General features: G+C 55.5%; 12 protein-coding genes. 9 read left to right on the top strand and 3 right to left on the bottom strand.

Annotation, left to right across the window (positions count from 1 at the left end):
• From murC to mutT, 9 genes are all read left to right on the top strand, one after another.
• Positions 1 to 1,476: a UDP-N-acetylmuramate--L-alanine ligase gene (gene murC / locus AC2CF9_RS09495; protein WP_150017963.1), complete on the top strand. Its 1,476-nt coding sequence runs from the start codon at positions 1 to 3 to the stop codon at positions 1,474 to 1,476.
• On the top strand, positions 1,469 to 2,389 hold the full coding sequence (locus tag AC2CF9_RS09490) for a D-alanine--D-alanine ligase (protein WP_150017962.1): 921 nt from the start codon (positions 1,469 to 1,471) through the stop codon (positions 2,387 to 2,389). Before murC ends, AC2CF9_RS09490 begins: the two co-directional genes overlap by 8 nt.
• Position 2,390: 1 nt before the next feature.
• A complete protein-coding gene (gene ftsQ, locus AC2CF9_RS09485; protein WP_150017961.1) occupies positions 2,391 to 3,227 on the top strand; it encodes a cell division protein FtsQ in 837 nt (278 codons plus the stop codon).
• On the top strand, positions 3,227 to 4,483 hold the full coding sequence (ftsA, locus tag AC2CF9_RS09480) for a cell division protein FtsA (protein ID WP_039382588.1): 1,257 nt from the start codon (positions 3,227 to 3,229) through the stop codon (positions 4,481 to 4,483). Before ftsQ ends, ftsA begins: the two co-directional genes overlap by 1 nt.
• 72 nt (positions 4,484 to 4,555) lie before the next feature.
• Positions 4,556 to 5,710 (top strand): cell division protein FtsZ, encoded by a 1,155-nt coding sequence (gene ftsZ, locus AC2CF9_RS09475; protein ID WP_039382590.1) that lies wholly within the window; start codon positions 4,556 to 4,558, stop codon positions 5,708 to 5,710.
• A gap of 100 nt (positions 5,711 to 5,810) precedes the next feature.
• Entirely contained in the window at positions 5,811 to 6,728 is a 918-nt protein-coding gene (lpxC, locus tag AC2CF9_RS09470; RefSeq protein ID WP_039382593.1) for a UDP-3-O-acyl-N-acetylglucosamine deacetylase, read from the top strand.
• 267 nt (positions 6,729 to 6,995) lie between these two features.
• Entirely contained in the window at positions 6,996 to 7,499 is a 504-nt protein-coding gene (gene secM, locus AC2CF9_RS09465; RefSeq protein ID WP_150017960.1) for a secA translation cis-regulator SecM, read from the top strand.
• Between the two features lie 70 nt (positions 7,500 to 7,569).
• Positions 7,570 to 10,275, top strand: coding sequence for a preprotein translocase subunit SecA (gene secA, locus AC2CF9_RS09460; RefSeq protein ID WP_150017959.1), 2,706 nt, complete (start codon positions 7,570 to 7,572; stop codon positions 10,273 to 10,275).
• Between the two features lie 125 nt (positions 10,276 to 10,400).
• On the top strand, positions 10,401 to 10,796 hold the full coding sequence (gene mutT, locus AC2CF9_RS09455; protein WP_039382599.1) for an 8-oxo-dGTP diphosphatase MutT: 396 nt from the start codon (positions 10,401 to 10,403) through the stop codon (positions 10,794 to 10,796).
• A 26-nt stretch (positions 10,797 to 10,822) separates the two neighbouring features.
• Here mutT and yacG read toward each other — a convergent pair whose 3' ends face one another.
• Genes yacG through coaE form a run of 3 tightly spaced genes read right to left on the bottom strand, consistent with a single transcriptional unit; the run spans position 10,823 to position 12,385 of the window.
• Positions 10,823 to 11,020, bottom strand: a complete 198-nt coding sequence (gene yacG, locus AC2CF9_RS09450) for a DNA gyrase inhibitor YacG (RefSeq protein WP_150017958.1) — start codon at positions 11,018 to 11,020, stop codon at positions 10,823 to 10,825.
• Positions 11,021 to 11,028: 8 nt separating this feature from the next.
• Positions 11,029 to 11,772, bottom strand: a complete 744-nt coding sequence (gene zapD, locus AC2CF9_RS09445; protein WP_150017957.1) for a cell division protein ZapD — start codon at positions 11,770 to 11,772, stop codon at positions 11,029 to 11,031.
• A gap of 4 nt (positions 11,773 to 11,776) precedes the next feature.
• The gene (gene coaE / locus AC2CF9_RS09440) at positions 11,777 to 12,385 is read right to left on the bottom strand and encodes a dephospho-CoA kinase (RefSeq protein WP_039382604.1); all 609 of its coding nucleotides are present in this window, start codon (positions 12,383 to 12,385) and stop codon (positions 11,777 to 11,779) included.
• Positions 12,386 to 12,593 lie beyond the last annotated feature (208 nt).

Genomic DNA, 12,593 nt, shown 5'->3' with positions numbered 1-12,593 from the left:
ATGAATACACAACAACTGGCAAAACTGCGTTCAATTGTGCCCGAGATGCGACGCGTCCGGCACATCCACTTTGTTGGCATCGGCGGTGCCGGCATGGGCGGTATTGCCGAAGTGTTGGCGAATGAAGGATATCACATCAGCGGATCCGATCTGGCACCCAACGCGGTGACCCAGCATCTTGTTTCGCTGGGAGCGACGATCTACTTTAACCATCGTCCGGAGAACGTCACCGACGCGAGCGTGGTCGTGGTGTCAACCGCGGTGGCGCAGGATAACCCTGAGCTGGTGGCGGCGCGCGAGCAGCGTATTCCGGTGATCCGCCGCGCAGAGATGCTGGCCGAGCTGATGCGTTTCCGCCACGGCATCGCCGTTGCCGGTACGCACGGTAAAACCACCACCACCGCCATGGTCACCAGTATCTACGCGGAAGGTGGTCTGGATCCGACCTTTGTGAACGGCGGCCTGGTGAAAGCAGCAGGTACGCATGCGCGGCTGGGGACCAGCCGCTACCTGATTGCTGAGGCGGATGAGAGCGACGCCTCTTTCCTGCATCTGCAGCCGATGGTCGCCATTGTGACCAACATCGAAGCAGATCATATGGATACCTATCAGGGCGATTTTGAGAACCTGAAACAGACCTTTATCAATTTCCTGCACAATCTGCCGTTTTACGGTCGCGCAGTACTCTGCGTGGATGATGTGGTAATCCGCGACCTGATCCCGCGCGTGGGACGCCAGATTACCACCTACGGCTTTAGCGACGATGCGGATGTACGGGTAGAGAATTATGAGCAGCGCGGTGCACAGGGACATTTTACCCTGCGCCGTCACGATAAACCGCTGCTGCAGGTCACCCTGAATGCGCCAGGCCGCCATAATGCCCTTAACGCGGCGGCGGCCGTAGCGGTCGCCAGTGAGGAAGGCATTGATGATGCGGCCATCCTTGCGGCGCTGGAGAGTTTCCAGGGCACCGGACGCCGTTTTGACGTGCTGGGTGAGTTTGATACGGCTGCAGTGAACGGCAAGCCAGGCAGCGCGATGCTGGTTGACGACTACGGTCATCATCCGACCGAAGTGGATGTCACGATCAAGGCAGCGCGCGCCGGCTGGCCGGATAAAAAGCTGATGATGGTTTTCCAGCCGCATCGCTACACCCGCACCCGCGATCTGTTTGACGATTTTGCCAGCGTGCTCTCCCAGGTGGATGTACTGCTGATGCTGGAAGTCTATCCGGCCGGAGAGGCACCGATTCCGGGCGCCGACAGCCGTTCGCTCTGCCGGGCGATTCGCAGTCGCGGCAAAGTCGATCCGATTCTGGTGGCTGAGCATGACGCGCTGCCGGATGCGCTGGCTCCCCTGCTGTCTGGTAACGATTTAGTGATTGTGCAGGGCGCAGGCAACATCGGCAAAATCGCGCGCCGGCTGGCTGAAAGCCAGCTGCAGCCTGCACCGAACCAGGAGGCGCGTCATGGCTGATAAAGTCGCCGTATTAATGGGCGGCACCTCAGCAGAGCGCGAGGTGTCACTGAATTCAGGCAGCGCGGTGCTGGCTGGCCTGCAGGAAATGGGCATTGATGCGCACGGTGTGGATACCCGTGATGTATCGGTACTGACGCTCAAAGAGCAGGGGTTTAACAAAGTCTTTATTGCGCTGCACGGGCGCGGTGGTGAGGATGGTACGCTGCAGGGCGTGCTGGACTTTATGCAGCTGCCTTACACGGGCAGCGGTGTGATGGCTTCTGCTATCACCATGGATAAATTGCGCAGCAAACTGCTGTGGCAGGGCAGGGGACTGCCGTCAGGCAAATTTGTCTGGCTGACACGGGAGCAGTATCAGCAGGGGATCGATGCGCAGACCGCAACCGCTATTGACGCGCTGGGTTTACCGCTGTTTGTTAAGCCGAGCTGTGAAGGCTCCAGCGTAGGCATCAGCCGGGTTGAGCGCGCTGACGGGCTGCCAGCGGCGCTGGATGAAGCGTTTCGCCACGACAATGATGTACTGATTGAAGCTTTTTTAAGCGGTGATGAATATACCGTGGCAATTGTCGGGGAAGAAATCCTGCCATCCATTAAAATTAAAACAGCCAGCGCTTTCTATGACTATGAAGCAAAATACATTTCTGACGATACTCAGTACTTCTGTCCCAGCGGTCTGAGTGCAGAAAAAGAAGCTGAACTGCAAAAGCTGGTGCTGGCTGCCTGGCAGTCGCTGGGCTGCAGCGGCTGGGGACGCGTGGATGTCATGACCGATAGCGAAGGCCGTTTTCAGTTGCTGGAGGTCAATACGTCGCCGGGCATGACCAGCCATAGCCTGGTTCCGATGGCGGCACGGCAGGCGGGTTACAGCTTTCCGCAGCTGGTGACGCGTATTCTGGCGCTGGCTGACTGATATGTCTCAGGCAGCGCTACGTGTACGCAACCGCGAACCTCAGGAGCGAGCCCGCACCGGGCGCAGCAACGGCGCACGGCTGTTTGGCATTGTGTTTCTGCTGCTGGTGCTGGGCACTATGATAGCCGGTGGCCTGGTGGTCCTGAAGTGGATGAATGACGCTTCTCGTCTGCCGCTGTCAAAGCTGGTCGTAACGGGGCAAACCCACTACACCACGCATGATGATATTCGCCAGGCGATTCTGTCACTGGGCGCACCGGGGACCTTTATGTCGCAGAATGTGGATATCATTCAGCAGCAGATTGAACGATTACCCTGGATTAAACAGGTCAGCGTGCGCAAGCAGTGGCCTGATGAGCTGAAGATAAATCTGGTGGAGTATGTTCCGGTTGCGCGCTGGAACGACTCGCACATGGTAGATGCCGATGGCGTCTCCTTCAGCGTTCCGGCCAGTCATATCGGCAAAGAGAATCTGCCGATGCTCTATGGTCCGGAAGGCAGTGAAAAAGAGGTGCTGGCGGGCTATCACTCCCTGCGGGATGTGCTCCAGGCCAGCAAGTTTACCCTGAAGGTCGCGTCAATGACGGCGCGTCGCTCATGGCAGCTGGTCACCGGGGACGATATCCGAATCGAACTGGGGCGGAGCGATACCATGAAGCGTCTGAACCGTTTTATTGAGCTCTATCCGGAGCTGCAGCTGCAGGGCCAGAATGAAAGCAAGCGTGTTGATTATGTTGATCTACGCTATGACTCTGGCGCCGCAGTAGGCTGGGTTCCGGCACCGATTGAGCCACAGGACAGTAATCAGCAACAGAACCAGGCACAGGCTAAACCATAATGATCAAGGCAACGGACAGAAAACTGGTAGTAGGACTTGAAATTGGCACCGCGAAGGTTGCCGCCCTGGTTGGAGAAATTCTGCCTGATGGTATGGTCAATATTATCGGGGTGGGCAGCTGCCCGTCGCGGGGTATGGACAAAGGCGGCGTAAACGATCTGGAGTCGGTGGTGAAGTGCGTACAGCGCGCCATCGATCAGGCGGAACTGATGGCGGATTGCCAGATTTCGTCGGTCTACCTTGCTTTATCGGGCAAACACATCAGCTGTCAGAACGAAATCGGGATGGTTCCGATTTCCGAAGAGGAAGTGACTCAGGATGATGTGGAAAACGTTGTCCATACGGCTAAATCAGTGCGTGTACGCGATGAGCATCGCATTCTGCATGTCATTCCGCAGGAGTACGCCATTGATTACCAGGAAGGCATCAAGAATCCGGTGGGCTTATCCGGCGTCCGTATGCAGGCCAAAGTACATTTAATCACCTGTCACAACGATATGGCGAAAAATATCGTAAAAGCAGTTGAACGTTGCGGACTTAAAGTTGACCAATTGATTTTTGCCGGACTGGCTTCCAGCTTTTCTGTCCTGACAGAAGATGAACGTGAGCTGGGCGTCTGTGTTGTCGACATCGGTGGCGGTACAATGGATATCGCGGTGTATACCGGCGGCGCGCTGCGTCACACTAAAGTGATCCCCTATGCCGGGAACGTTGTGACCAGCGATATCGCCTACGCGTTTGGTACACCGCCTACTGACGCTGAGGCGATCAAAGTACGTCACGGCTGCGCGCTGGGATCGATTGTCGGCAAAGATGAGAATGTAGAAGTGCCAAGCGTTGGCGGACGTCCGCCGCGCAGCCTGCAGCGTCAGACGCTGGCTGAAGTCATTGAGCCGCGCTACACCGAGCTGCTGAATCTGGTGAACGACGAGATTCTGCAACTGCAGGAGCAGCTGCGCCAGCAGGGTGTGAAGCATCATCTTGCTGCTGGTATTGTATTAACCGGCGGCGCGGCGCAAATTGAAGGTCTGGCGGCCTGTGCACAACGCGTGTTTCATACGCAGGTGCGCATCGGCCAGCCGCTGAACATTACGGGCCTGACCGACTACGCTCAGGAGTCTTACTACTCCACGGCGGTGGGCCTGCTGCACTATGGTAAAGAGTCACACCTGAACGGTGATGCAGAAACAGAAAAACGTGCTTCAGTCGGCAACTGGTTCAAACGAATCAACAGCTGGCTGAAGAAAGAGTTTTAATTTTGATAAAAGGAGATCATGCTGGCAATGTTTATGATCTCCAGGCGAACAGGCACATAACGGAGAGAAATCATGTTTGAACCTATGGAATTAACCAATGACGCGGTGATTAAAGTCATCGGCGTCGGCGGTGGCGGTGGCAACGCCGTAGAGCACATGGTGCGCGAGCGTATCGAAGGTGTGGAATTCTTTGCTGTAAACACGGACGCTCAGGCGTTACGTAAAACAGCGGTCGGCCAGACGATCCAGATCGGGACCAATATCACCAAAGGTCTTGGCGCAGGGGCTAACCCGGAAGTCGGTCGTACCTCAGCGGAAGAAGATCGCGAAGCACTGCGTTCTGCGCTGGATGGGGCAGACATGGTGTTTATCGCAGCCGGTATGGGTGGCGGTACCGGTACTGGTGCTGCGCCTGTTGTCGCTGAAGTGGCTAAAGATCTCGGTATTCTGACCGTTGCTGTCGTGACCAAGCCGTTCAACTTTGAAGGCAAAAAACGTATGGCGTTTGCTGAGCAGGGTATTGCTGAGCTCTCCAAGCACGTTGACTCCCTGATCACGATTCCAAACGACAAGCTGCTGAAAGTGCTGGGTCGCGGCATTTCTCTGCTGGATGCTTTCGGTGCAGCTAACGATGTACTGAAAGGTGCGGTTCAGGGTATTGCTGAACTGATTACCCGTCCGGGTCTGATGAACGTCGACTTTGCAGACGTGCGCACTGTGATGTCAGAAATGGGTTACGCCATGATGGGTTCTGGCGTGGCGTGCGGTGAAGATCGTGCTGAAGAAGCTGCTGAAATGGCGATTTCCAGTCCGCTGCTGGAAGATATCGACCTCTCTGGCGCACGTGGCGTGCTGGTTAACATCACTGCCGGCTTCGATCTGCGTCTGGATGAGTTTGAAACCGTCGGTAATACCATTCGCGCATTCGCTTCTGACAATGCGACCGTGGTTATCGGTACTTCACTGGATCCAGAAATGAATGATGAGCTGCGTGTCACCGTCGTAGCCACCGGCATCGGCATGGATAAGCGTCCGGAAATCACTCTGGTAACCAATAAACCTGCTTCGCAGCCGGTTATGGATCACCGCTATCAGCAGCACGGCATGGCGCCGCTGCCGCAGGAGCAGAAACCTGCTGCGAAAGTTGTTAACGAACAGCCGGCCGCTTCCGGTAAAGAGCCTGACTATCTTGATATTCCAGCGTTCCTGCGTAAACAGGCAGATTAAGAATAAGCTGATAATTGGGATTTCCCGCTCTTTGTGCTAAAGTCTTCGCCCGCCGGTAATTTATACTGGCGGTCGGATGGTAATATTGCGAGATAATGCGATGATCAAACAAAGGACATTAAAACGTATTGTTCAGGCGACTGGTGTCGGTTTACATACCGGCAAAAAAGTCACGCTGACTTTACGCCCTGCGTCGGCTAATACCGGGGTCATCTATCGTCGCACTGACTTGAATCCACCGGTTGATTTCCCGGCTGATGCAAAATACGTGCGCGACACCATGCTGAGTACCTGCCTGGTGAACGATGAAGGCGTACGTATTTCAACAGTAGAACACCTGAACGCCGCGCTGGCGGGTCTGGGTATCGATAACATCATTGTGGAAGTCGATGCACCAGAAATTCCAATTATGGATGGCAGCGCAGCACCTTTCGTCTATCTGCTGATGGACGCGGGTGTGGAAGAGCTTAACAGCGCGAAAAAATTTGTACGCGTTAAGCAGGCGGTACGGGTAGAAGATGGCGATAAATGGGCTGAGATCAAACCCTATAACGGTTTCTCGCTCGATTTCACTATCGATTTCAAACATCCGGCTATCGATTCAAGCTCGCAGCGTTACCAGCTTAACTTCTCAGCTGAGGCATTTGTACGCCAGATCAGCCGTGCGCGCACCTTTGGCTTTATGCGTGAAATTGAATATCTGCAGTCTAAAGGCCTGTGCCTGGGCGGTAGTTTAGATTGTGCGATTGGCCTTGATGATTTCCGCGTGCTGAATGAAGATGGCCTGCGCTTTGAAGATGAGTTTGTCCGGCACAAAATGCTGGATGCTATCGGCGATCTGTTTATGTGTGGTCACAATGTGATTGGCGCCTTTTCGGCATTCAAATCAGGCCATGCATTAAACAACAAGCTGCTGCAGGCTGTCCTGGCGAAGCAGGAAGCCTGGGAGTGGGCCACTTTCGAAGATGAAGCTGAGCTGCCGCTGGCATTTAAAGCACCTAATTTAGTACTGGCTTAACAGCCTGTCATAAAAACGGCGGATACCCTGACACTCTCTCCGGTCAGCGGTATCCGCCGTTTTTTTTCGCCTGTCTGATGGCGTGGAAGCCCGCCCGCAAAATGCCCGCCTGTCTGGTGAAATGCTGTACGAAAAGCGTGAAATCCGCCGTAAGCCGCCCGATCTCTGCTGTGGAAGCCGTACATAAGTGCTATTATCTGGCGCTCATATAAGCGGTCTGACAGCATGTCAGGCGCATGAATGTGTTATTAACGTTGCGGACGGATTGTGATCGGACTCTTTTCACGCTGGCGACAATTAGGCAGGCGCTATTTCTGGCCACATCTCCTGCTGGGGATGGTGGCGGCCAGTCTTGGCCTGCCTGCCTGCGCGCAAAACGCCGAGCCTTCCGCCGCCAGCGACTCCCCTGTCAGCAGCCTGTTTACCGGCAATGTGGTTCACTTTGATCACCTGATCCGGCTACAGGAGAGCGCCCGCCGGCCCGGTGCTAATGTTGATTACTGGCATCAGCACGCTATCCGCACGGTGATCCGCCATCTCTCATTCAGTCTGTCACCGGCCACCGAAGCTGAAGCTGAAATCGCGCTGCCACTGGCCGTACAGAAGCTGGCGCTGATTGATTCACTGCAGGCGCTGCTGACATCGCCTGTGCAGCCGCAGCCTGCGCATCTGGCACTGCTGCACGACGGCTATCATCCTCCGATAGCTCATGCCGTTGCCGACTGGCAGGCTACCAGCGATGGTATCCGCGCCGGACCTTTCGTTGCCTGATTACGCACCTTTTCCCGTTTTTAAGAGTTAACCGGCCGCGATATCCCGGCTGATAAGAGAAAAATTGAACATGTTAATCAAACTGTTAACGAAAGTGTTTGGCAGCAGCAACGATCGTACGCTGCGCCGCATGCGCAAAGCTGTAGATGTCATCAATAAGATGGAACCTGAGTTCGTCAAACTGTCAGATGATGAACTGAAAGCCAAAACCAATGAATTCCGCGCGCGTCTGGAGAAGGGCGAAGCGCTGGAGAGCCTGATCCCGGAAGCGTTCGCCACCGTACGCGAAGCGAGTAAGCGCGTATTTGGCATGCGCCACTTTGATGTGCAGCTGATTGGCGGCATGGTGCTGAATGAGCGTTGCATTGCGGAGATGCGTACCGGTGAAGGTAAAACGCTGACCGCCACGCTGCCCGCTTACCTGAACGCGCTGAGCGGCAAAGGCGTGCACGTGGTTACCGTCAACGACTATCTGGCACAACGTGATGCAGAGAACAACCGCGCGCTGTTTGAGTTTCTGGGCCTGAGCATCGGTATCAACCTGCCAGGCATGCCTGCGGTTGCCAAGCGTGAAGCTTACGCGGCTGACATCACTTACGGCACCAATAACGAATATGGCTTTGACTACCTGCGTGACAACATGGCATTCAGCCCGGAAGAGCGCGTACAGCGTAAGCTGCACTATGCGCTGGTGGATGAAGTCGACTCCATTCTGATTGATGAAGCGCGTACGCCGCTGATTATTTCGGGTCCGGCGGAAGACAGCTCCGATCTCTATATCAAAGTCAATAAAATCATCCCGCACCTGGTTCGTCAGGAGAAAGAAGATTCTGACAACTTCCAGGGAGAAGGCGACTTCTGGGTCGATGAGAAAGCGCGTCAGGCGCACATGACTGAACGCGGCCTGGTCAAGGTTGAAGAGCTGCTGGTCAGCCAGGGCATTATGGAAGAGGGTGAGTCGCTCTACTCACCAACCAATATTATGCTGATGCATCACGTCACCGCTGCGCTGCGTGCGCATGCGCTCTTCACGCGGGACGTCGACTATATCGTTAAAGAGGGTGAGGTCATCATTGTTGATGAGCACACCGGCCGTACCATGCAGGGGCGCCGCTGGTCTGATGGTCTGCATCAGGCTATTGAAGCCAAAGAGGGCGCGGATATCCAGAATGAGAACCAGACGCTGGCGTCCATCACCTTCCAGAACTACTTCCGTCTGTATGAGAAGCTGGCCGGTATGACCGGTACGGCGGATACCGAAGCGTTTGAATTCAGCTCGATTTACAAGCTCGACACTATCGTGGTGCCAACCAACCGTCCGATGGTACGTAAAGACATGGCCGATCTGGTCTACATGACCGAGAAAGAGAAGATCGACGCCATCATTGAGGATATTCGTACCTGTACGGCAAAAGGCCAGCCGGTACTGGTGGGGACTATTTCGATTGAAAAATCAGAAGTGGTCTCTAATGAACTGACGCGCGCCGGGATTAAACACAGCGTGCTGAACGCCAAATTCCACGCCAGCGAAGCTGATATTGTGGCGCAGGCAGGCCAGCCGGGAGCGGTGACTATCGCAACCAATATGGCGGGTCGTGGTACCGACATCGTGCTGGGCGGCAGCTGGCAGGCTGAAGTGGCCGCGCTGGAGAATCCAACCGAAGAGCAGATTCAGGCGATCAAAGAAGCCTGGAAAGTGCGTCATGATGCGGTACTGGCGGCGGGTGGTCTGCATATCATCGGTACTGAGCGTCATGAATCACGTCGTATCGATAACCAGCTGCGCGGCCGTGCCGGTCGTCAGGGCGATGCCGGCTCCTCTCGCTTCTACCTCTCTATGGAAGATGCACTGATGCGTATCTTCGCCTCCGATCGCGTTTCGAACATGATGCGCAAACTCGGCATGAAGCCAGGCGAGGCGATTGAGCACCCGTGGGTAACCAAAGCGATCGCTAACGCGCAGCGCAAGGTTGAGAGCCGCAACTTCGATATTCGTAAGCAGCTGCTGGAGTATGATGACGTCGCAAACGACCAGCGTCGTGCCATCTACAGCCAGCGTAATGAACTGCTGGATGTTTCTGACGTATCTGACACCATTAACAGCATTCGTGAGGATGTGTTTAAGGCGACAATCGACACCTACATTCCGCCGCAGTCGCTGGAAGAGATGTGGGACGTACCGGGACTGGAAGAGCGTCTGCGCACCGATTTTGATCTCGATCTGCCAATTGCTGAGTGGCTGGATAAAGAGCCGGATCTGCATGAAGAGACGCTGCGTGAACGGATCATGACCCGCGCGCGCGAAAGCTATGTGGCGAAAGAAGAGGTTGTCGGCACCGAAATGATGCGCAACTTCGAAAAAGGCGTGATGCTGCAGACGCTGGATTCGCTGTGGAAAGAGCATCTGGCGGCGATGGACTATCTGCGTCAGGGGATCCATCTGCGCGGCTATGCCCAGAAAGATCCCAAGCAGGAATATAAGCGCGAATCCTTTGCCATGTTTGCGGCAATGCTGGAGTCGCTGAAGTATGAAGTGATCAGCACGCTGAGCAAGGTTCAGGTGCGGATGCCGGAGGAGGTTGAAGCGATGGAGCAGCAGCGTCGCGAAGAAGCTGAACGTCTGGCACAGCAGCAGCAGCTGAGCCACGTGGATGATGCAACCGCCGCCGCCGAGGCGCTTGCCGCCCAGGGTGGCGATCGTAAAACCGGGCGTAACGATCCCTGCCCGTGCGGCTCGGGCAAAAAATATAAGCAGTGTCACGGCCGTCTGGCCTGACCCGGAAAAGGAGCCTGCGGGCTCCTTTTTTTTGCCGTGATGACGCCGTTCAGGCCGGGTTATTAACATCCGCGCCGCGCTGTTTTACACTTTGCGCTCTTTGATAATAAAGCGGGATCAACTCTATGAAGCACCTGCAGGTCGCAGTCGGCATTATCCGTAATGCCAGCCGCCAGATTTTCCTTGCGCAGCGCGCAGCCAGTTCTTACATGGCAAACAAGTGGGAGTTCCCCGGCGGAAAAATTGAGCAGAATGAGAGCGCGGAACAGGCGCTGAAGCGTGAGCTGATGGAGGAAACCGGTATTGAGGTGACCCGAGCGACCGCAATCGGCCAGGCTGACCATGCGTATGATGACCTGCGCGTCACGCTGCATTTCTTTCTGGTGGAAGCGTGGCAGGGTGAGCCATGGGGACGCGAGGGGCAGCCGCAGCGCTGGGTGGCGCAGCGCGATCTTATTGCAGAGGAGTTTCCGGCTGCAAACCATGCGCTGATTGCCCGTCTGGTGGCAGACGAACTCTGAAACAGGGGCGCTATGCCCCTGCTGCGTTACTGCTGCTCTTCACTCCACTCATCGCTGTCAGTCAGGTCGCCACTGCTGGGAATGCGTTTTTCCTCTGCGGCCCATTCGCCAAGATCAATCAGCTGACAGCGTTTACTGCAGAACGGACGCCACGGGCTCAGTTCATCCCACATCACATCTCTGCCGCAGTTCGGGCAGGGTACGGTAATCATCTCTTCCGGCATAATATCCTCTAACAGCAGGCCAGTTCAAAATTCAGGCGGGCAGGCACCACACCCTGTTCGCTATCCAGCGGCAAAAATCGAATAGCGTAACGGCTTTTATGACCTGAAATCTGCGGATAGAGCGCATCCTCCAGCGTCAGCCGCAGCCGCAGCAGGTCTGCTCCTTCAGCATTGTCCTGATAAAATCCATTCAGGCTGGTCTGATGACGAAATACGCCAGACTGGCGGATAAGATCGAGGATCATCATCAGACTGTTACGCAGCGGCTCAAGCGATGCCAGCCAGCCAGCTACCTGCGTATCGCGCAGCGACTGCTCCTGATGCAGCCAGATGTGCAGACCAGGTAAATCAAAACTGCAGCAGCCGCCGGGGATACTGAGACGCTGACGCACCAGCGATATCAGCCGATCTTCACGCAGATGCTGGCCCATACGCGGTGCGTTCAGCAGTTCAGCGGAGAGCTGTTTGAGGCGGTTGCTGAGCTGGCTTACCGTCTGTTCATCAACGCCGGGCACGTCCAGCCAGGCGCGCAGTTTTTGCTGCTGACGCTCCAGCTCTTTAAGCAGCTCGGTTCGCATATCGCCACGCTCAAAAATATCCAGCAGGTCGGCAAGAATGCGAAACACGCCCAGTGCGGCAACGGAATGATTCACCGGTACCGTTTCATGCAGCTGATTGAGTAAAAATTCGACGCGCAGCCAGGTGCGCATCTTCTCATTCAGCGGATGCTCAAACAGAACAACTGTACTCATTATCTTAATCCCGTCCGGTTGCTGCCAGGCGCAAATAACGCTGGTGAAGTTCAGCAACCCGCGGCAGCACCTGCTCAGGTGTGCCGCTATTATCAATAATATCATCGGCGCAGGCGAGGCGCTGTTCGCGGCTTACCTGCGCAGCAAGAATACGTTGTGCCTGGCTCAGCGATACGCCGTCGCGCTGACGCGTACGCTGCAGCTGAACCGCTTCATCCACATCGACCACCAGCACGCGATCGGCCTGGCGCTGCAGATTGTTTTCAATCAGCAGGGGAACCACCCACAGAACATAAGAGGATGACGCCTGCGCCCTGAGCTGTTGAGTGCGGGCATTAATCAGCGGGTGCAGCAGCTGATTAAGCCAGTTTTTCTCCTGCGGCTGCTGGAAAATAATCTCCCGCAGACGAGCGCGATAGAGCGTGCCTTCTGCCGTCAGAATAGATTCGCCATGGCGTTTTACAATCGCCTGTAGCGCTGGCGTGCCCGGCTCTACCACCTCGCGGGCGATCACATCAGCATCAATGATCTCCACGCCCAGAGCGGCAAAGGCGTTAGCGACGGTGCTTTTACCACTACCAATGCCGCCGGTAAGCGCAACGGTAAACAGCATATTTTTCTCCCGGTATGCAGCGCATCAGAGGGCGGCAGTGTCACAAAAGTGAGAAGACGATCACATACTTAGCGATCGGCTGGATTTACCGGATTGTAGCGTAAGTAAAGTGAAATTCGCACCCTTGCCACCGCCATTATGGCGCGTATGATAACGACACTGGAGCCGTGAGCGCTACCCGAACTGCGGTTCGTTTTCACTAACCAGG

The organism is Pantoea sp. SYBGC1 (assembly GCF_057197005.1).
The sequence above is the reverse complement of the archived record's forward strand: the minus strand, read 5'-3'. Positions and strand labels throughout refer to the sequence as shown.